This is a genomic window from Halonatronomonas betaini (assembly GCF_015666175.1).
Classification (GTDB): domain Bacteria; phylum Bacillota; class Halanaerobiia; order Halanaerobiales; family Halarsenatibacteraceae; genus Halonatronomonas; species Halonatronomonas betaini.
The window spans coordinates 60,667-80,858 of record NZ_JADPIE010000010.1 but is presented as its reverse complement, the minus strand read 5'-3'; the positions used below and the strand labels follow the sequence as shown (position 1 = coordinate 80,858).

Genomic DNA, 20,192 nt, shown 5'->3' with positions numbered 1-20,192 from the left:
ATCTAAAAAATTTTATAACCTATCAATATACTTCTGTAATTTTTCCAAAATTCCTGCTTTTAATTCAGGCTTATTAAAATTATTAAGTATTTCTTCATATTTAGCCTTAGCCCTTGCTGCAGTCTCTGGCTGATCCTGATCACTGAAATACCGCTCTCTTTTTGATAATAGAGGCATTCTCATGTCCTTCATATGGCTAAAAGTATGATCAGTAGAAATATAATTACCACCTGCTCCAATCTCAATTATTTCATCGACTGCCAGTTGATCCTCATCAACAATTAAACCCTCTGCCACATTATTGACTATCCCACAGACTTCATCATCGATGATAAATTTCTCATAGGACATTGACATATAATTTTCTAATAGACCGGCGGCATGGAGGATAAAATTGAAACCATTATTGACAGCTGACATTATATTAAGCATTGATTCATAACCGGCCTGGGCATCAGGGAATAGTGAATCAGTTAAAGCTCCTCCACCTCTCGATGGAATGCCATAATATCTGGCCATTTGAGCAGTCCCATTAAACATCTTGACAGTTTCAGGACTTCCCAGGGCAAGATCTGCTTTCTTTAGATCAACAACACTGGATGCAGAACCATAAATTACTGGGGTACCAGGATTAATTAGCTGGGTTAAAACTATCCCTGTCAGAATCTCTGCATTCTGCTGTACTAAAGAGGCAGGCAGGGTAGTTGGTGAAGTTGTTCCAGTCATGCTTAATGAGGCAATAACCATTGCCTGTTTATTCTTAGAGTGGACCATAAGAGCATCGCTCATCCGTTCATCAATCGTTAAAGGACTATTTGTATTAATCAAGGAGATCAAAACTGGATGACTTCTGACAAATTCTTCACTCTCAAATACTATAGCTGCCATCTCCAGTGATTCCTGTGCTTTTTTTGCCCCCATTGCGCTCCCCATCAGGCATTTATCACTATATTTAACTGCTGCCTCCAGCATCTTGCCGTGGCGGATCTTATCATCAATATCAGTTGGTTCTACCAATACTCCACCGACAACATCAATATTATCACTAGCCTGGGCTAACTTCGTGAATTTTATATAATCATCATATTTAGATTCACGACGATTCATTTCTGGATAATCCATTACAAAGGGCGAACCATAACCTGGTGCCAGAACTGTATTATTACCTCCAATTTCAACATTATTCTGTTCATTTCTAGCATAAAGAGTAAATTTTTCAGGCGCCAGATTTAAATACTCATCAAGATCTTTCTGAGTAAGATGGACACTCTTCTCATTAACTTTCACACCAGCACTTTTAAAGATTTCTCTTGCCTCATCTGACATGATTTCTACTCCTGCTTTTTCTAAAACTTCAAGGGTTGCTTCATGTATCTTCTCCAGATCTTTTTCAGAAAATATATCAAGGCCTGCTCTACTTCTCTTTATCAATCTACTCACCCCCAAAACTATTTTTGCTGCTTAAAATTCCTCAGGCATATCCAGTAACTCCTGATAACTAAAGACAGGTCCATCTTTACAGACATAGCGATGGCCAATATTACATTTTCCACATTTCCCAAGCCCACAGGACATTCTCATCTCAAGTGTTGTGATAATATCTTTAGGTTTTATTCCAATCTCCAATAGTTCATTAATTACTGATTTAATCATTATCGGAGGCCCGCAAACATAATACTTTGCCCCCTCAATAATACAATCAATTTCATCCTCTATAAGCTTATGAGGAAAACCCACACAATGTTCCCAGTCTTCACAGGGTTTATCGATTGTATATTTAATATCTATATTTTCAGCATCTTCCCAGCGAGGCTGATCATAGTCATAGAGCATGTCTTCAGGTGAACGAAAGGCCTGCAACATCTGGACTCTTCCATAATCTCCCCGGTTATCAGGATCAAGCACATAATCAATTGCTGACCGGAGTGGGGCCAGACCGATTCCTCCACTGATAAAAATTATTTCCTGGGATTTATGCTCTTCAACAGGAAATGAATTCCCATAAGGCCCTCTAAGTCCAACTTTATCGCCTACAGTTAGTTCATGTAAGGCTGCAGTTACTTTGCCGGTCTCTTTAACTGAAATAACAATCCTATCTCTATTAGAAGGCGATGAAGCCAGGCCAAAAGGAGCTTCCCCAACACCGTGAACAGTCAACATTAGAAACTGGCCAGGCTTAAAGTCAAAAACTGGATCATCTCCTATAAGTTTAAGATGAAAGGTCTTTATATTAAGATTACTGCCTGTCTCCTGAATAACTTCAATAATTTCAGCTTCCTCTGGAAGATAATCATCTCTCTTCACTGGCCTGACCTCCTTTAACTAATGTTTTATCGACAGCATTTATTACATTTCTAATATCTAAATTAACTGGACATTTATAGATACAACGGCCACAACCGACACAGCCTGGTTTATCATTATAATTCTGGGGATGATAGGAGAATTTATGCAATAAACGTTGCCGCCAGCGCTGATGCTGTTCCTCCCTGGGATTATGACCTGAAGCATGTTCAGTAAATAATGAGAACATACAGGAATCCCAGGCACGATTCTTAGTACTCCCATCCCAGAAGAAATCAAAACAGAAACAGGTCGGACAGTAATAGGTACAGACACCACAGCCGAGACAGCTAGCTGTCGGTTCCTGCCAGTCAACCTGGTTAAAGACTTCTTTTTCTGGAAATGGCAATTTATTTTTTATTTCAAAGTCTGTCTCACCAGTAAACTTATCTTCCCAGTCATTTAATAGTTTTTCTAAATTTCCAATTTCTCCAGTCTCCAGATTATCCAGATGAGCTTCTACATCTTTTGAGAATTGATAACCTGCTTTAATTTTTAACCAGTAATGTTCTCTCCCTCTGGCTTCTAAATCCTCATAGATGAATGCCGGAGCCAGCTGGTGATCAAAATAACCAATCTCTAATTCTTTCTGAAAATTATTCGGTGGCAATATCTGATTAGAATAGCCTATGAAAATATTCTTTTCCCTTCTTGATTCATAAAAGGGATCAAGATAATCCTCATCTAAAAAGACATCATCAAATAATTCAATAGCAGCCAGGTCACAGCTTCTAACTCCAAAGAATAGCCTGGTTTTAGCCCGGGCTAAACTATTTTCATTTTCTTCTCTTTCAGAGTTAAACCTTTCAAAATCAAGACGCTCATCCCTTGGCAGTATAAAGTTTTTAGGGGTAGTTTCAGGCATTTCTTTAAGATAGATTGATGGTATCTCATTATTCTGCCTGATCTTTCGAAAAAGAACTCGATTTAATCTACCCTGTTCAACTTTAAATGGAGCAATCAGATCATATTCAGCAAAGAATATTTCCAAAAGCTCAATAAGTTCTTCTGAGTTTAATTTCTTTAGTCTCATAATTAATCTCCCTCCTGCTGGAGGAAACCAGGTTCAGGATCTTCCTCATTATAGTCTGAAAAAAGTGATTTCTGATCTACTGCTAATCCAGGTCTAAAATCAAAATATTCTCTTGCCTGATGATATAGATGAGATGTTAAGGAACGCATCTCGATCCCTTCAGGACAGGCCATCTCACAGGCTCCACAATTTACACATCTACCAGGCATATGCATCGTTCTCATTAAATGAAAGACCATATCCTCTTCTGGCCCACTGCCAGCTTCAAGCCAGACCGGCTGATTACTCTCAACAAAACAATGATCACAATAACAGACCGGACAGGCATCACGACAGGCATAGCACTGGGTACATCTCATGAATTCTTTAGTATAATGATTCTTTCTTGTAACTTGATTCTCCTCTGATAATAAATATTTTAAATCTGACTTATCCTTTGCAAATTCATCTTCAGGCATTAGGTTGCCTGCAGTGTAATCTGCTATCACTGGATTTTTAGAATCGCATTCATCACAGGCTGTATTATCTTTTATTCCTGGACAACCATTAATTCCAACGACTATCAGGTTATCCCTTGCAATAATATTTTCAGATATATAAAAGGCTATAGCCCTGGTATCACAGGGTTTAGCAACTACTACCTGCTTTAATTCTCTATTTTTTAAAAGATACTTGCTTAACATCTGATAGGCCTCATCTGTAAATTCCAATCTATCAAGATCCAGTTCAGCCTCTTTATCAACGATAACCGGCTCTATTAATCCTGAAAATAGACCTCTACCATAAGCAAGCAATCGATCAAATTCTTCCTGTTTATAAATTTGTTCAATTATATCCTGCAGATCTTCTGTTATCTCTTTATATGAATTGGTCATCGATTACACCGCCTTTATCATCTGGCTCAGTACACCCAGGATTACCTGCTTCAGGTATAAAATCTTCCATTAAATCAGCTGACAGATAACCGTCCCAGGGGCCAACAGATTTGACTCTATCAACAACCTGTCTGACTACACTGGCAAACCTTCTGCCTTCAGCAGCAGAACACCAGGTAAAATTAAGCCGCTCAGGCTCAACCCCTGCATACTCTAATAACTCTTTTAACATGATAAATCTACGCCTGGCATAATAATTACCATCAATATAGTGACAGTCACCAGGATGACAGCCTGAAACCAGAATGCCATCTGCCCCCTTTTTTAAGGTCTTGATTACTATTAATGGATTTAATCTGCCTGTACAGGGGATTCTGACTGCTCTAATATTTGTCGGATACTGAAGCCTGCTGCTACCAGCAAGATCTGCTGCAGCATAACTGCACCAGTTACAGAGAAAGGCAATTATTTTAGGCTCAAATTCCTCTTTTTTTGCAACTTCTTTGCTTTCTGCCATTAGAGCATTCCCCCTTTGCTAAATTCTTCCTGGTCTTCAGCTAAAAGAGTCTCAACTTCATCAAGTATCTGCTGATTCCTGAAGCCTTTTAAGTCAACAGCATGGGGGCGGCAAACTCCAAGACAGTTTCCACAGCCTTTACAGAGGACCTTATTGACTTCAGCCTTTTTATCAATTGGGTCTACCTCTATAGCCTTATAAACACAGACCCTTTCACAGTCGCCACAGCCAATACATAAACTCTCATCAACTTCGGCAATCATAGCTTCAGTTAATAAAAATTCTTTAGAGAGGATTGATGCAGCCCGACCGGCAGTTGCCCGGCTCTGGGAAATAGTTTCAGAGATATTTTTAGGACCATGGGCCAAACCTGTTAAAAATATTCCATCTGTTGAGGAATCAACTGGTCTTAACTTAACATGGGCCTCAAGGAAAAACTTATCTTCGTTTAATGGCGTCTTTAACATCTTGCTGATTCTTTCATTATCCTCTCCTGGCAAAACAGCTGCTGCCAGAATAACTAAATCTGGATTATCTTTAATTGTCGTCCCAGTTAAAGGCTCATTAAATCTTATCTCCAGTTGGTTTTCTTCTATTTTCTCAATTTCCGGTTTATTATCCAGATCGAATCTGGAGAAATTAATCCCTATATCTCTAGCTTCCCGGTATAGGTCTTCATAATACCCATAGCTCCGCATCTCACGATATAGGATAGTAATTTCTGATTCAGGATTTCTCTTTTTAAGTTCAATTGCATTTCTTAACGACTGGGTACAGCAGAGCCTGCTGCAATAGGGCCTTTCTTCTTCTCTGGAACCTACACACTGGATCATATATATCTTTTTAGCATCAGCCAGTCTTTTAGAGTCTTTATCTATAAGCTCTTCTAATTCCAGAGCAGTCATCACCTTATCGGAATTTTGATACTGATATTCATCAGGTTTTAATTCCTGACCTCCGGTTGCAACAATAACGACTCCGCCCTCAAGCTCAATCTGCTGGGGACCTGAAATGTCAAGTTGATAATTCCCGACAAATCCAGAGATATTATCTATCTTATAGCCTGAGTAGATATCGATCAACTTATTATCCCTGATCTCAGCAGTTAATCTTTCTAAAAAAGGTTTAATAGGTCTGCCAAAACCAGACCGATGAATCTCTGCAGCCTTGCCACCAAGCCATTCTTCCTCTTCAACCAGTGATACTGGAAATCCAAGATTGCCAAGCTCTCTGGCAGCTGTCATACCGGCTATTCCACCACCAAGAACTAGAGCTCTTGTTATATTATCTACTTCTCCCCGCTCTAAAGGCAGAGCATTCTTGATCCTGGCAACACCAGCCCGGACCAGCTCATAGGCTTTCCAGGTCGCTTTCTCTTTCTCTTCTTTATGAACCCAGGAACCCTGGTCCCTGATATTGGTCATCTCCATCAGATGGGGATTAAGGCCTGCTCTTTCCACTGCATCCTGGAAGAGCATTTCATGGGTTCGGGGAGTACATGAAGCTATTAAGATTCTATTTAAATCATGTTCCTCAATTCTATCAGCTATTAATTTCTGGCTATCTGTTGAACAGAGATATTTAACATCTTCAGCCAGCTCAACAAATGGCATCTCTGCAACTCTTTCAGTCACCTCTTCTACATCAATCACACCTGCTATATTGGTGCCACAATGACAGACAAAGACTCCAATTCTTGTTCTCTGATTGGTCACTGCTCTACTGGCAACTGGAGGAGCTTCTGTAATCCCAAGCTCATTAATATCTAAAGATGCTAACTGACCGGCCATAACAGCTGAACCACTCGCTTCAGCAACAGATTCTGGTATATCTTTAGGACCAGTTACAGCACCACAGGCAAAGATTCCCTCTCTACCTGTAACAAATGGAGAAAATTCTTCTGTATCAGCAAAGCCATATTTATTTGTTCTTATTTTTAATTTCTGTAAGTCTTCAGTAACCTCTTGTTTAGGTGCAATTCCAGTCGCAAGAACAACCAGGTCATAATCTCTGGCCTCGAAACCATTGTCGCCATCTGTTATTTTTAAATTGAGCTTTTTATCCTTTGAATTCCTCTCAATTTCAGCTACTCGACTTCTTATAAAATTAACTCCATCAGTTGCCTCTGCCCGATTAAAATATCTTTCAAAACCTTTACCATGGGACCTTATATCCATATAATATAGATCAACCCCGGCATCAGGCAGATGATCCCTGGTCAATAAGGCATGTTTAATTGAGTACATACAGCAGACTGATGAACAATAATTATGGTCACAGCTATAATCCCTGGAACCGGTACAATGGATAAAAGCAATCTTTTCAACTTTTTTACCGTCAGATGGGCGAATAATTTTCCCATCAGTCGGTCCAGCAGCATTTAAGATCCTTTCAAACTCAAGACTTGTAACAACATCCTGATGATTACCATAATGATATTGACTGACAATATCACCAGCAAATGCTTCATAACCAGGTGCAAAAATGATTGCAGCTGCCTGAACTATAAAGTTTTTCTCCCTCTGTTTATAATCAACTGCATCGAAATTACAGACTATTTCACAGAGCCCACATTTATCCTCCTGAAGTTTACGGCAATGATCTGGATCAATTACAGCCAGATTAGGAACTGCCTGGGGTTGATATTTATGAACTGCCTTCTGCTCAGTTAAGCCTAGATTATATTCATCAGGAATTTTCTCAGGACATTTTTCAAAACAGTCAGCACAACCGGTACATTTATCTTCATCAATATATCTAGGCCTCTTTTTAAGCCTTACTCTAAAGTTGCCTGGTGTTCCTTTAACATCAACAAGTTCAGTCATTGTATATGTGGTTACATTTTTATGGTTGTAACATGATGTAATCTTAGGAGCTAAGATACAGGTCGAGCAATCATTAGTTGGAAAAGTTTTATCAAGCTGGGCCATTCTGCCGCCAAGACTGGGGCTTTTTTCTACTAGATATACAGGAACACCCATCTCAGCCAGATCAGTTGCTGCCTGAATTCCAGCAATACCTCCACCGATAACAACTACTGGATCTGCCATCTTAAACACCACCTGAATCTGGTAATTCTTTTTCCCAGGTAGATTTACCAGATTCAACTCTTTCCAGACTTTTTAAGCGATAATTAACTAAACTTCTATCAAATTTATCAAGTTCTTCTTCCAGCTCTTCTGAATAATAACCGGCTGAAACTGATAACTCCCTTAATACCCTTATAATATCGGCAAATCTGACATTTTGAGGACAGGCAGATACACAGCGACGACACTGTATACATTGCCAGATAGTAAGTTCAGAAAGAAGTTCTTCTCTAAAACCAAGCAGAGCTTTCTTAATTATCAACCTTGGATTAAAGTTTTCTTCCTCTTCACTAACCGGGCAGGTTGCCGTACAGCTGCCACAACTATAACAGAGGCTAAGATTCTCGCCTCCTGGCTTAGACTTAATCTCATCTTTAAATTTATAATCTAATTCTTTATATTCTTTTACCATTATCTCTCTGACACCTCCGGTCTCGGGTAGAGGCCTGCTTCTTCGACAACTCTAGGAGTTATTTCCTCCCAGGCCACCGGCATTAAATGAATTCCTCTAACCCCTTCTATCTTTCTAACATGTTCGATAATATCAACTGCCATTCTTACTCCCTCTTCTTTTTTATCTTCTGCCCTATCCATTCTCTCAATAATCTCGTCAGGTACATCCATACCGGCAACATGTTTTTTCATCATTCTTAAAGCTTTTACAGATTTAGTCGGGAGAATCCCGGCCATTATATAGCATTTTTCATGAATTCCTCTTCTTCTCACTTCTTCCATCCAGCGATCAAATTTCTCTAAATTATAAATAGCCTGGGTCTGGATAAACTCCATTCCAACCTCTACTTTTTTCTCAACTTTCATCATATGAAGCTCAAAGGGATCTGCAAAGGGGTTGGCTGCCCCGCCCAGGAATAATTTGGGTGGAAAGTCCATCTCCTTACCGTTTAATAAAATGCCATCATCAACCATGCTCCTGGCCGCACTTAGCATGCTAACTGAATCTAAATCAAAAACATTTTTAGCCCCTTCATCCATTCCAAAACATTGATGATCTCCAGTCAGGCAGAGAACATTCCTTAAACCTAGAGCACTAGCCCCTAATAGATCGCTTTGAATACCAATTCTATTTCGATCCCGACCGGTGGCCTGAATTATCATTTCCAGGCCTTCATCAGCAGCTATTTTAGCAGCAGCTATACTTGACATTCTAACAATTGCAGTCTGATTGTCAGTTATATTTACTGCATCGACATAACCTTTCAAAAAATCGGCTTTCTTGCGAATAAAATCTGGATCAGCACCGATTGGAGGTCCCATCTCGCTGCAGACTACAAACTCTCCTTCTTCTAATAGTTGTTGTAATTTCGATATATATTCAGCCATCCTCTAATTCTCCTTTCATTCCTGGAAGAACTCTGGATCTTTATGGCTACGGACCCCGCCGTCTTTATGGGTTGACCAGTCCTTTGGAAAATCAAAATCCAGTAATTTTTCTAACTGGCCCAACTCCTCTGCCCGATCATAGATTTTCTGCCAGCCACAATCTATATCATCATCAACCTCACAGATTCCATCCTGGGATCCACCACAGGGTCCATTTAATAAGCTTTTTGAACAGCGGGCTACAGGGCAGACACCAGCAAATTGATCGAGAATACATTTGCCACAGCCATGACACATCTCTTCCCATTCACCGATATCACTGGTCCTGCCATAAAAGGTTGTATCGAGTCCAGGCAAAATTATTTTATCTGGATATTTAATTGCCAGATGCTGGACACCGACTCCACAGGCCAGAGAAAGTACAATCTTATTTCTAGCTATAGCCAGTTCAAGTTCATCCAGAAACTCATCGTCACACTGTCTCTTAATAGTTTCAGTTTCAATTGACACTTCCTGATTATTAGTCTGATAATAAAAATCAAGTAAGTTCTTTAATGACTCAGCCTCTCTTTCACCACCTGCCAGACTTACAGAGACACAGCTGCCACATCCTGCTATAAGAAGGCTATCTAAATCATCTGGGAGGCTATCTTTAATTTCATTTACATCCTTTAATTTTCCAACAATCACTGGATAACCGCCTCCTTCCAATCAGCAAGAAAACCACCAAGGTCCGTTGCCATTCTCGGTGAAAGCCTCTGGTAATGGACTCTATCCTTATTTAAGTCCAACTTCTCTAAATCTTCTTTAATCCTATCTATCACCTGTTGACAGCGATCATGCCCGGTCAGATGCTTGCAGGCTTCGGCAACACAGCCTAAAACCATAATATCAGCTGAGTTACTGGCTAAAAGTTGGATAATATTTTTCCTTTCAACTGTTGAAACACAGGGAACAACAATCTCTTTAAAACCAGATAAAGGCTCTTCACCTGTCATAGAATTATATTTTTCTGCGGCTATCTCTGCAGAGTTCTCACAGATAATCAGATTAGTTTTATCTTCTGAATCTGCCTCTGTAAAGTAATCATGGTCGATTTCAATGGCCGATGTTGGACAGCGACTTATACAGAGATTACAACCCTGACAGGCCAGTTCCATAATTTTCATCGAATTTAGTTCATCATCTCTCTGGATTGCCCCATGGGGACAGACCCGATAACAGGTGTAACAGACAATACATTTCTGATCATCTATAGTCCTTTCGTAATCATCTATTTCATTAACTCCAGTTAAATTCTTTGCTATTTCTCCAAGAGTAAAATCTAATTCTTCTTTATAATAAGTTAATGCTGTTGGTCCACGGCTCCCCCTTAATAGATATACGCCTCTTCTTCCACTCTGGGTCGGCTGAAGATAAATATTATCTAATTGCAAATAATCCTGATAGCCATCGACAAGATTAAAAATTCTTGCCAGTCTTTCTGTCTGATCGGCCGGCTTTAATTCAGGGGCTGCCAGAATTGTACCAGCTAATTCAAGCTCTATATCTTCTCGCTCATAGGATAGCTTTAAGTCTTCTGAGACTGTTAACTGACCTATATCAAATTTCAAAAATACTATCCCGGCTTTTCTGGCCTCTTCATAAAGTCTGTCATTATCTTCTAGAAACCTCATGGCCTGATAAAGATAATACACTTCTTGATCTGGATAGTTATTTTTAATTTCTAAAGATCTTTTTAAAGCCACTTTACTGATAAAAGCCGGTGATAAATCGGGATAATCCTGAACTATAATAGCCGGTTCATCATCTTTTAGATAATAATTATCATTCAGAAGTGAATCTGCCCCTTCAATAACAGGTTCTTCCTGATAGGGGAGATTAATAATTATATTGGCAGCTTCAATTTTAGCTGGATTATTCCGATCATTGCAAGTAAGTATAAAATCTCCAACTTCTCCCTGGCAGGCTACTAAATCTTTAGCAGATATTTGAATATCTTTAAAATCTGTCTCCACTTTATCACCTATCCAGGCTAATTCATATTTTGGACTGCCTGCCATTAGATAACAACCTCCTTTTCTGCAGCAATAATCTTATTTGCAACAGCTTTACTTTTGCTAATTGTTGTGGCAATATCTCCTGGGCCTGAGACTGTACCGGCTAAATAGACTCCTGTCTCTCTGCCAGGATTAATCTCCTCGAGGAAGCCGTCTGAGTTTAGTTGTAAGTTAAAGAGTTTTGACCAGAGTTCATTTTCTTTGCCTGGGTGAATCCCTTCAGATAATATTAGAAGATCCGTTTTAACTTTTTTCATCTCGCCTGCTGCCTGATCTTCATAGGCTATCTCAATCTGTTCATCTCTTTTATTGATTCTTAAAGGCTTACAGTTAAAATATTTAATCTCTTCATCGATTAATTTTTGAAATGAGAGATCAGTTAAAAAGCCAGATTCCTGCATATCAATGAAGAAAATTCCTAATTCCAACTCAGGGTAATTCTCTCTTAAAACTCTGGCAATCCGATAATTATAACCACAGCAGACCCTGGAACAATAAGCAGCCTTTTCCTGAGGGCTCCTGGAACCATTACACTGAATAAAGTAGGCTGATTCAGGCTTGAAATCTATGTCAAGCTCTAAATCTTTATTCTGGAGATAATCTCTTCTTTTAAATAACATTTCTTCAAACTCACCGGACCAGATTATTCTCTGATCTGTAAAGATTTCAGGGGTACCAGTCTCAAGTTCAGACCAGCGCCTGTAACCTGTCGCTAAAACTATCCTGTCAAAACCTTTATATACTTTTTCATTCCCATCTTCTTCACAATAAAGAGTAAAGCTGTCATTCTCTTTATAAGAATCTATGACCTGGTGGCCTTTATTGATTTTTATTTTAGAATCCTGGTTAAGTTGATTGAATACTGAATCTACCAGGCAGAGGTTGCAACGGGTACAGATATCAGTTGCCTTACAGCCAAATTCTGAGACCTGGCCCCCAATCTCACCAGCTTTTTCAAAGAGGGTGATCTCAAAACCTGCTTCTGCTAGCTCAACTGATACTGTTGAGCCAGCAATCCCACCTCCTATAACTCCAATTCTTGTCATATCTAACCTCTCCTTTTACTGGAACCTTTAATCCAGTTCTCCTGCTCTGGATGCTTTTAGATAATTCATGGCATGTTGGTCTTCATTCATTAAGACTTCAGAAGCTCTGATAAGCTTAATCATATAATCATCAAGGGGATCTATTATTGCTGAATCCATACCTCTTCCAATTGCCATAACCATAAAGGCCTGATTTAACAAATGCCTCTGTGGTAAACCATAAGAAATATTACTTAAACCACAGGTTATATGAACTCCAGTTCCCCAGCTTTTAATTTTTTCAATAGCATTTAAAATCTCTGGTCCCCGGGAACAATCAACACTGATCGGTGTTATAATCGGATCAACAAAGATATTATCCGCTGGAACACCATCATTAATTAATTTATTAATCAGTTTATCTGCTACCTCTATTCTGTCATCAGCACTCTCAGGCATTCCTTCATCGCTCATGCAAAGGGCAATCACATTTGCATTATATTCTTTAACAATAGGTAAAACTTTGCCATATCTATCATCTTCTAAGGTAATTGAATTAATCAAGGGTATGCCTTCATGTTTCTCTGCAGCTTTTTCTAAAGCCTTTTCATTGGGACTATCAAGTGATAATGGTTTATCAAGAACTTCCTGGGTTATTTCAACCAACCAAAGAAGGTGCTCAATCTCATCATGAACAAATGCTCCTGCATTTACATCAATAAATTCTGCCCCTGCTTTCTGCTGTTTTAAAGCTATATCCTGAATATACTCTTTATCTCTCTCCTCAATCTTCTCTTTAATAATATCCCTTGTAGAGTTAATCAGTTCACCGATAATAATCATTTAATATTCCTCCCTGCTTAAAATATAATTTATTAAACTTTAATAATAATATATAACTCAAGTTACTTTAATTATATTAAAATTTTGCTTACATCTTATACTTTTTTGTTGAACAACAGAATTAGACTAGATCAGTTCTCAAGATAATTCTACCTGGTTCAAAAACAGCAATTTCATCATTTTCCTCTCCAGCAAGCAACATTTTTAATAAATCCGGGTTGCCCTCTTTTATTTCAAATTCTAGATTAACAAAATCTGCTGCTTGTCTGGCATACTCTCGGTACTCTTCCAAACCATCAACCCAGGTATTAATAAAAACCAGACGGGTATAATTCTTATATTCAAGTTCTATAGTCTCCTGGGCAAAATCTGCTCCAACTCTCTCTTTATAGTTTTCAAATTGGGTTAAAGGATCACCACCAAATTCTATCCAGCCCCTGGATAAATAAATGGTACCAGGGTTCTTGCAAAATTCATTATGATAGGACTGACTTGAACCCAGTAGAATTGAAATACAATCATGCATTCTTGGAACAATCAACTTTGCTTTTTCACTACTAATACCAGCTATTCCATTAGAGCAGAGACCATAGCCAAGCCTGATTCTGCTAAAGCCTGCTTCCTCTGATTCTTTTACTGCCTCCTGGACTTTTTTATTTAATTTTTTCGGAGTGCGATGGAGTCCATATTCAAGGTATTCTGATTCTATATCAGGATTTATTGCTTCAATTTCTCTTCTAATTGTTGAACAGGCAATTATCTTATCCAAGCTACTATCCTCCTTTTACCAGGGCTTACCAACAGCTGAAATATTTAAGATTGTCTCAATAAAGATTTTGTCCTCTTCTCGACCGCCACTAAAACGGCCATATTTGTCTTCTCTTTCAGTGAAGATCTCGATATCCTTAGCTGCCGATTTCTCAGCCCTCTCAATAACTAATTCTTTGCCGAGCTCTCTAGCAGCCTCCAGCGCTGCATCTAAACGTTTATACCCCAGTCTTTCTTCAGGAGTATGAACTGCATATCCAGCTCCGACTTCATCTGGCTTAATAATTATTTTGACTCTTTCAATAATCTTGCCCATGACAGTACCTACAGCATTGGCCACTTCGGCCCATTCTGGCAGATATAGTTCTGCTGTAATCCTATCAACTACACCAGGAAAATATGCCCTGGCCGGAGCACCAACTCCGACCAGAGGCCGGGAGAGATCCACTTTAAAATCAATCATAGCTTCTTGGTCATGCTCCAGTAGTTTTCTGTAAAAATACTCAACTTCTCTACTGCTAAAATCTAACTTATCTGTTTCATCTCTAAGAGCCGATTCAATAATTAATGATCCCAGTTTAATTTCAATCTCTTTTTCAAGTAGATCAACAAATTTATCAGGGGAGATTCCTCTTCTCATTGCGGTAATCTCAATTGCAAGTGAGGCAGCCTCTCGATTCCAATCAAGATATTTATTCTGCCAGTGCAACATATCTGTTGGAGTTAAGCCGGCTCTATGCAAACATCCTGTTTTAACCAGCTGACGCCAGGGGAGAACCTCTGGATCAACATCTAAAATTTTGCCAAGTTCTCTAATGGTATGAGGCTTTTCCTTTATTTCTTTGATTATCCTCTGCTGTAATTTGCTCAGACTAAACTTTACTGGATCTTTGATATAAGTTAAAACTGAAACTGGTTGATGATTGATAGGAAAATATTCTTCAGCCTTTATTTTCTTTAACTCATCAATTAAGTGTGGATATTTATCTGAAGCCCAGGCCAGAGGAAAAACTCTCTCAGGTCCAATCTCTAACTGGCCTGATTGATCAACTCTGATCTGGCTATCTCCACCGAGCCCGATTGTTGTAATTCTGGCTGCCTTTACCCTTGTTAACCAGCCCCCGACTCTGGCACCGGCTTCACTGAGTCCAGGCTGGCCATCTTTTAGAAGGGCTAAATCTGTTGTTGTTCCGCCGATATCTATTATTATTCCGTCATCAATACCGGCAAGCTGCCTGGCTCCGATTACACTGGCTGCTGGGCCAGATAATGATGTCTCTATTGGTCTTTTTTTAGCTTCTTCAGCACTGATTAAACTACCATCACCTTTAACAACCATCAGAGGAGCCTTGAGCTGGTAATCCTCAAGTTTATCTTCGACAGAAATTATCAGATCAGTTATTAGGGGTAAAAGCCGGGCATTAAAGACAGCAGTATTTGCCCTTTCCTGGAACCCAAGTTCTGAGCTTAAACTATGGCCCTGAACGACTGGATAACCAGTCTCTTCAGCAATAATATTTGCAACTGCCTTTTCCTGAACTGGATTTCTAACACTTAAATACCCACAGACTGCAAAGGCATCGACTTTATCTTTAATTTCATTAACCTTTTTAATAATCTCCTGGCTATTGATTTTTTCTTTTATTTTACCCTTAATTGTACAGCCTCCTGCAACAGAAATATGGTGGCTGGTTGGCAGTTTTTCAACTGAATCAAAACCTATTAAAATGGCTCCAACCTCAGCACCCTGTCCTTCAACAATAGCATTGGTGGCCAGGGTTGTTGAAAGAGAGACCAGTTTAATATCTTCCTTATGAAACTTATCTGATGAGAGCAGGGCCTGAAGACAATTATCTATAGCCAGGGTTAAATCATTTCTGGTTGTAACCTGTTTGGTGGCTACAATAATTTCCTCAGTCCTTAAATCAACAACAACTCCATCAGTATAAGTTCCGCCGGTATCAATACCTAATGCTAGTTCATCCATTAACTGGCCCCTCCTTGTGAAGATTCAATTTCTATTATAATTTAGCCTCTGCTTCCTGAACGATTCGCTCGAGTTCTTCGACAATATCATCAGGTAATGGTTCAGGTTCATGATTTTCTAAGATATCTTTGACCTTTTCATTACTCCGCTCCAGTAATGTTTTTTCACCTTCCATCTCCCAGTTATCATAAAACTGCCTCTTAAAGAGATCAGGATACCAGGTCTCCTTCTTGAAATACTCTCTGGTATGAGCTTCCCCGAGGAAATGGCCACCTGGACCAACTTTATCAATAACATCTAAACCTAAAGTATCATCATTGACTTCGATGCCTTTAACAATTCTTCTGGCAAAACCGATAAGATCATTGGAGATAACAAGGTTTTCTAAGGATGCACAGTTACCATGCTCTATATAACCAACATCATGATTTAAATTAGCTCCTGATTGAGCGGTAATTAAGATTGAGAGAGCATCTTCAATAGCAGCCTGCTGATCCACTACCTTGGAATCAGTACAACCACAGGTTCCAAACATTGGTATATCAAGATAATTAGAAACATCAGCCAATGCTGCCTGCATCAAATGAAATTCAGGGGCACCATAGGCAAAGATTGTTGTATTCATATCCATAATTGTGAAAACTCCACCCATAATAAATGGATTACCGGCATTTACCTGCTGGTTTAGAACTAATCCACTGAGACTCTCGGCAAGCCCTGTCGCCATGGCCCCTGCCAGAGTTGCAGGAACAGTACCTCCTGCCATAATACATGGTGTATAAACTACTGGCAATGATTTCTTGCCGGCAAGAACCAGCTTCTGGGCAGCATCTTCAGCATGCTGGAGTGGCGAGATTGGCTCGGCATATAATGTCATGAATGGATTATCTCTTAATTCCTGTTCCCCACCAACAATAGTTTCGCACATCTTAATTATATCTCCATAACCATCAGCATCGTTGGCTGTTATAACAATTGGTTTTGATGTATTTAAAACCATTGCCTGAAACTGATGACGGTCATAAACTAACTGAGGAACATCCTGAACTATGCCTAAAGACATTACAAAATCAAGATTTTCCAGGGCATCAATAGTTTTAGTTGCCATGGCTACAGTTTCTTTAGATGTTTTAACTCTTTCACCTGTATATGGATCCATAAAATGAGGTGTATCTGAACCGGTACCAAAGTAAGCATTATTATTGGTAAGATCAACAACCCGCTCCCTGGTTCTACTATTACTTAAAGTAACCCGGTTTGGAACAGTACTTAGAGCATCCTTAACTAATTTATTCGGGATTCTAACTCGATTCCCTTCTACTTTACAACCAGCATTTTTCATTATCTCAATGGCTTCATCATCATAATAAACAACACCGGTCTCTTCTAATATTTTAGTTGATGCTTCAAGCATCTTATCTATCTGGTCTTCAGTTAAAACTTCTAGATTAACACCTGCTACAGATTGATAACTACTTTTCATCTTTTTCCCCCCTGACCTAATTAACTTCTGCTAATTCAAAGACTAGATCCTTGGCTGAAGCTGCATCTGGTGCCCAGCCATCTGCTCCTATCTCATCTGCAAATTCTTTTGTCACTGGAGCTCCACCGACTATTATTTTAACTGAATCCCTTAAACCTTCCTCTATTAATACTTCAATTGTGTTTTGCATCTCTAGCATTGTTGTTGTTAAAAGTGCACTCATTCCTAAAACATCTGGTTTATGCTCTCTAACTGCTTCTGCAAATTCTGCTGCCGTTACATCTGTGCCTAAATTGATGACCTCAAGGCCACCGCTCTCCATCATCATTCCAACTAAGTTCTTGCCAATATCATGGAGATCGCCCTCTACTGTTCCTAATATAACTTTTCCGGCTTCCTCCATCTCGCCTTCAACTAATAGCGGCTTAACTAATTCCATGCCACCTTTCATTGAACGGGCTGATAAGAGCACCTCTGGGACAAACATATCTCCCTCTTTAAATCTCTTACCTACAACATTCATGCCACTAATTAGACCCTGATTGATTATTTCACTTGGCTCTAATCCTTCATCTATGGCCTCCTGGACTAGCTCTTTAACTTTCTCCTCTTCTCCTTTAATTACGCTTTCGCTTAACTTTTCAAAATCTGCCATTATTTTTTGCCCTCCTTCTTTTTCTTGGCTTTCTCGGCTTCACGGGCCTCGGCTCTATCTATAATCTTTTGAATTTCTTCAAGTTTTTCTTCTGGAAGAGCTGGTACTTCATGTTCATCTAAAATTTTATGGAGCTTTTCTTTAATTCTTTCTCCCATCCTTGAACTGCCTGCCTGATGTTTCCAGCCATCATGGCGCATTCTATTAATTAATGTTGGGAACCAGGTCTCTTTTTTGAAATTCTTAACTGTATGGTCTTCACCTAAGAAATGTCCTCCTGGTCCGACATTATCAACAACATTAATGGCCAGAGTCTCATCTGTTACTTCTATTCCTCGCATAATTCTTCTAACCATACCTATAATTTCATCATCCATAACCAGTTGTTCGAGTGAACCACACTGCCCTGAGCTTATATATCCGCAATCATGAACCAGGTTAGCTCCTGATTGGGCTGCTGTTAAAATACTCATGGCCGCTTCTGCTGCTGCCTGTTCATCAATTGTATGGGAATCTGTACAGCCAGCTGTACCAAATACTGGAACACCCATATGGTGAGCAACTTCAGCAACTCCTGCCTGAAGAACATTGAATTCCGGACTACCATAACTGTAAATTGTTGTATTCATATCCATAATTCCGTAAACTCCACCCATAATTATTGGAGTTCCAGGACGAACAAGTTGTGATAATGTAATTCCAGCAATACTTTCAGCAATTCCCTGGACAAGGGTTCCGGCCATTGTTGCTGGAGTTGTTGCTCCAGAAATAACACATGGAGTATAAACTATCGGTATCTTTTTTCTGGCCGCAAAGATAACTTTTTCTATAGCCTCTCTGGAATGGAGCAGAGGTGATGTTGGCTCAGAATAAAGGAAGAAGAATGGCCTCTGCTGAAGTTTCTCCAGTGAACCGGCAACTATAGAGGCAATATCTATCATATCTTCATACTGCTCAATATCGAAACCCCAGTGAACTATTGGCTTGGTTGTATTTTCAACTAATGTTCTAAAGGCATGGACGTCAGCAATATTATCAGTAACTCCAGTTGGAGTACCAAGATCCATTACAAAGTCAATATTATCCAGAGCATCACAGACTCTGGCCACATTTTCAGTATCACTCAAAACCGGACGTCTCCGCTCGCCGGTATAGGGATCACGGTGATAGGTATTAGTTGGCCCAGGTCCATAATAGGTTCTAGTGGTGCTGAGATCTAATTGGCGATTACCTTCACGGTCATAAAGAATAATTTTATTCGGAGCTGAATCTACTGCCCACTGGCTAAGACCTATTGGCACTCTTATTAACTCCTCTTCTTCATCATCCTGCCAGCAACCTGCCTCAATCATTATTTCCCTTGCTTCTTCAGAGAATAATTTAACCCCTGTTCTTTCAAGGACTTCCAGAGCTGCCAGATAAATTTCTTCTCTCTCATCATCGCTTAAAGACCTGTAATTAACTGACTTATTAATATTAAACCTTGATCTTGTATATTTGCTCATTAATTTTAACCCCCTGACCTAATTTACTTCTGCTAATTCAAAGACTAGATCCTTGGCTGAAGCTGCATCTGGTGCCCAGCCATCTGCCCCTATCTCATCTGCAAATTCTTTTGTTACTGGAGCTCCACCGACTATTATTTTAACTGAATCTCTTAAGCCTTCCTCTATTAATACTTCAATTGTATTTTGCATCTCTAACATTGTTGTTGTTAAAAGTGCACTCATTCCAAGTACATCTGGTTTATGCTCTCTGACAGCCTCTGCAAATTCTGCTGCTGTTACATCTGTGCCTAAATTAATAACCTCAAGGCCACCGCTCTCCATCATCATTCCAACTAAATTCTTGCCTATATCATGGAGATCGCCTTCTACTGTTCCTAATATAACTTTGCCGGCTTCCTCCATCTCGCCTTCAACTAATAATGGCTTAACTAATTCCATGCCACCTTTCATTGAGCGGGCTGATAAAAGTACCTCTGGCACAAACATATCTCCTTCTTTAAATCGCTTACCTACAACATTCATGCCACTAATTAGACCCTGATTGATTATTTCACTTGGCTCTAATCCTGCATCTATGGCCTCCTGGACTAACTCTTTAACCTTCTCCTCTTCTCCTTTAATTACACTTTCGCTTAACTTTTCAAAATCTGCCATCTGCTCATTCC

General features: G+C 39.4%; 18 protein-coding genes. All 18 read right to left on the bottom strand.

Translation table 11 applies throughout. The features are described 5' to 3' along the window. Positions 1-12: 12 nt before the first annotated feature. The 18 genes from I0Q91_RS13960 to I0Q91_RS13875 all read right to left on the bottom strand — a co-directional run bounded on the left by I0Q91_RS13960 (position 13) and on the right by I0Q91_RS13875 (position 20,181). Positions 13-1,440, bottom strand: a complete 1,428-nt coding sequence (locus tag I0Q91_RS13960; protein WP_270455279.1) for a trimethylamine methyltransferase family protein — start codon at positions 1,438-1,440, stop codon at positions 13-15. 21 nt (positions 1,441-1,461) lie between these two features. After that, complete coding sequence (locus I0Q91_RS13955) at positions 1,462-2,304, bottom strand: FAD/NAD(P)-binding protein (protein WP_270455278.1); 843 nt, start codon at positions 2,302-2,304, stop codon at positions 1,462-1,464. Continuing rightward, complete coding sequence (locus tag I0Q91_RS13950) at positions 2,291-3,376, bottom strand: 4Fe-4S dicluster domain-containing protein (RefSeq protein ID WP_270455277.1); 1,086 nt, start codon at positions 3,374-3,376, stop codon at positions 2,291-2,293. Before I0Q91_RS13950 ends, I0Q91_RS13955 begins: the two co-directional genes overlap by 14 nt. A 2-nt stretch (positions 3,377-3,378) precedes the next feature. Then, positions 3,379-4,251, bottom strand: a complete 873-nt coding sequence (locus I0Q91_RS13945; protein WP_270455276.1) for a 4Fe-4S binding protein — start codon at positions 4,249-4,251, stop codon at positions 3,379-3,381. Next, positions 4,235-4,768, bottom strand: a complete 534-nt coding sequence (locus I0Q91_RS13940; protein WP_345790995.1) for a hydrogenase iron-sulfur subunit — start codon at positions 4,766-4,768, stop codon at positions 4,235-4,237. The genes I0Q91_RS13945 and I0Q91_RS13940 overlap by 17 nt, the downstream gene beginning before the upstream one ends. Further along, the gene (locus I0Q91_RS13935) at positions 4,768-7,818 is read right to left on the bottom strand and encodes a CoB--CoM heterodisulfide reductase iron-sulfur subunit A family protein (RefSeq protein WP_270455275.1); all 3,051 of its coding nucleotides are present in this window, start codon (positions 7,816-7,818) and stop codon (positions 4,768-4,770) included. Before I0Q91_RS13935 ends, I0Q91_RS13940 begins: the two co-directional genes overlap by 1 nt. 1 nt (position 7,819) lies before the next feature. Continuing rightward, the gene (locus I0Q91_RS13930) at positions 7,820-8,269 is read right to left on the bottom strand and encodes a 4Fe-4S dicluster domain-containing protein (RefSeq protein WP_270455274.1); all 450 of its coding nucleotides are present in this window, start codon (positions 8,267-8,269) and stop codon (positions 7,820-7,822) included. Continuing rightward, on the bottom strand, positions 8,269-9,198 hold the full coding sequence (locus I0Q91_RS13925) for a methylenetetrahydrofolate reductase (RefSeq protein ID WP_270455273.1): 930 nt from the start codon (positions 9,196-9,198) through the stop codon (positions 8,269-8,271). Before I0Q91_RS13925 ends, I0Q91_RS13930 begins: the two co-directional genes overlap by 1 nt. A gap of 15 nt (positions 9,199-9,213) precedes the next feature. Beyond that, positions 9,214-9,888: a methylenetetrahydrofolate reductase C-terminal domain-containing protein gene (locus tag I0Q91_RS14470; protein ID WP_270455272.1), complete on the bottom strand. Its 675-nt coding sequence runs from the start codon at positions 9,886-9,888 to the stop codon at positions 9,214-9,216. Beyond that, a complete protein-coding gene (locus tag I0Q91_RS13915; protein WP_270455271.1) occupies positions 9,885-11,261 on the bottom strand; it encodes a hydrogenase iron-sulfur subunit in 1,377 nt (458 codons plus the stop codon). The genes I0Q91_RS14470 and I0Q91_RS13915 overlap by 4 nt, the downstream gene beginning before the upstream one ends. Beyond that, a complete protein-coding gene (locus I0Q91_RS13910) occupies positions 11,261-12,304 on the bottom strand; it encodes an FAD-dependent oxidoreductase (protein ID WP_270455270.1) in 1,044 nt (347 codons plus the stop codon). Before I0Q91_RS13910 ends, I0Q91_RS13915 begins: the two co-directional genes overlap by 1 nt. A 27-nt stretch (positions 12,305-12,331) precedes the next feature. Then, entirely contained in the window at positions 12,332-13,126 is a 795-nt protein-coding gene (locus I0Q91_RS13905; RefSeq protein WP_270455269.1) for a methyltetrahydrofolate cobalamin methyltransferase, read from the bottom strand. Positions 13,127-13,247: 121 nt separating this feature from the next. Next, positions 13,248-13,895, bottom strand: coding sequence for a DUF1638 domain-containing protein (locus I0Q91_RS13900; RefSeq protein ID WP_270455268.1), 648 nt, complete (start codon positions 13,893-13,895; stop codon positions 13,248-13,250). 15 nt (positions 13,896-13,910) lie between these two features. Beyond that, a complete protein-coding gene (locus I0Q91_RS13895) occupies positions 13,911-15,881 on the bottom strand; it encodes a hydantoinase/oxoprolinase family protein (protein WP_270455267.1) in 1,971 nt (656 codons plus the stop codon). 34 nt (positions 15,882-15,915) lie between these two features. After that, positions 15,916-17,364, bottom strand: a complete 1,449-nt coding sequence (locus I0Q91_RS13890; protein WP_270455266.1) for a trimethylamine methyltransferase family protein — start codon at positions 17,362-17,364, stop codon at positions 15,916-15,918. A 16-nt stretch (positions 17,365-17,380) separates the two neighbouring features. Further along, positions 17,381-18,019 carry a corrinoid protein gene (locus I0Q91_RS13885; RefSeq protein ID WP_270455265.1) on the bottom strand — a complete coding sequence of 213 codons (639 nt, stop codon included), beginning with the start codon at positions 18,017-18,019 and terminating at the stop codon, positions 17,381-17,383. After that, the gene (locus I0Q91_RS13880) at positions 18,019-19,524 is read right to left on the bottom strand and encodes a trimethylamine methyltransferase family protein (RefSeq protein WP_270455264.1); all 1,506 of its coding nucleotides are present in this window, start codon (positions 19,522-19,524) and stop codon (positions 18,019-18,021) included. The genes I0Q91_RS13885 and I0Q91_RS13880 overlap by 1 nt, the downstream gene beginning before the upstream one ends. Before the next feature lie 18 nt (positions 19,525-19,542). Further along, positions 19,543-20,181 (bottom strand): corrinoid protein, encoded by a 639-nt coding sequence (locus I0Q91_RS13875; RefSeq protein ID WP_270455263.1) that lies wholly within the window; start codon positions 20,179-20,181, stop codon positions 19,543-19,545. Positions 20,182-20,192 lie beyond the last annotated feature (11 nt).

What these genes read in the sequence shown, in the direction of transcription:
- I0Q91_RS13950 (WP_270455277.1), bottom strand. Translation starts at nt 3,376, where the DNA reads ATGAGACTAAAGAAATTAAACTCAGAAGAACTTATTGAGCTTTTGGAA.
- I0Q91_RS13945 (WP_270455276.1), bottom strand. Translation starts at nt 4,251, where the DNA reads ATGACCAATTCATATAAAGAGATAACAGAAGATCTGCAGGATATAATT.
- I0Q91_RS13940 (WP_345790995.1), bottom strand. Translation starts at nt 4,768, where the DNA reads ATGGCAGAAAGCAAAGAAGTTGCAAAAAAAGAGGAATTTGAGCCTAAA.
- I0Q91_RS13935 (WP_270455275.1), bottom strand. Translation starts at nt 7,818, where the DNA reads ATGGCAGATCCAGTAGTTGTTATCGGTGGAGGTATTGCTGGAATTCAG.
- I0Q91_RS13930 (WP_270455274.1), bottom strand. Translation starts at nt 8,269, where the DNA reads ATGGTAAAAGAATATAAAGAATTAGATTATAAATTTAAAGATGAGATT.
- I0Q91_RS13925 (WP_270455273.1), bottom strand. Translation starts at nt 9,198, where the DNA reads ATGGCTGAATATATATCGAAATTACAACAACTATTAGAAGAAGGAGAG.
- I0Q91_RS13915 (WP_270455271.1), bottom strand. Translation starts at nt 11,261, where the DNA reads ATGGCAGGCAGTCCAAAATATGAATTAGCCTGGATAGGTGATAAAGTG.
- I0Q91_RS13910 (WP_270455270.1), bottom strand. Translation starts at nt 12,304, where the DNA reads ATGACAAGAATTGGAGTTATAGGAGGTGGGATTGCTGGCTCAACAGTA.
- I0Q91_RS13905 (WP_270455269.1), bottom strand. Translation starts at nt 13,126, where the DNA reads ATGATTATTATCGGTGAACTGATTAACTCTACAAGGGATATTATTAAA.
- I0Q91_RS13895 (WP_270455267.1), bottom strand. Translation starts at nt 15,881, where the DNA reads ATGGATGAACTAGCATTAGGTATTGATACCGGCGGAACTTATACTGAT.
- I0Q91_RS13890 (WP_270455266.1), bottom strand. Translation starts at nt 17,364, where the DNA reads ATGAAAAGTAGTTATCAATCTGTAGCAGGTGTTAATCTAGAAGTTTTA.
- I0Q91_RS13885 (WP_270455265.1), bottom strand. Translation starts at nt 18,019, where the DNA reads ATGGCAGATTTTGAAAAGTTAAGCGAAAGCGTAATTAAAGGAGAAGAG.
- I0Q91_RS13880 (WP_270455264.1), bottom strand. Translation starts at nt 19,524, where the DNA reads ATGAGCAAATATACAAGATCAAGGTTTAATATTAATAAGTCAGTTAAT.
- I0Q91_RS13875 (WP_270455263.1), bottom strand. Translation starts at nt 20,181, where the DNA reads ATGGCAGATTTTGAAAAGTTAAGCGAAAGTGTAATTAAAGGAGAAGAG.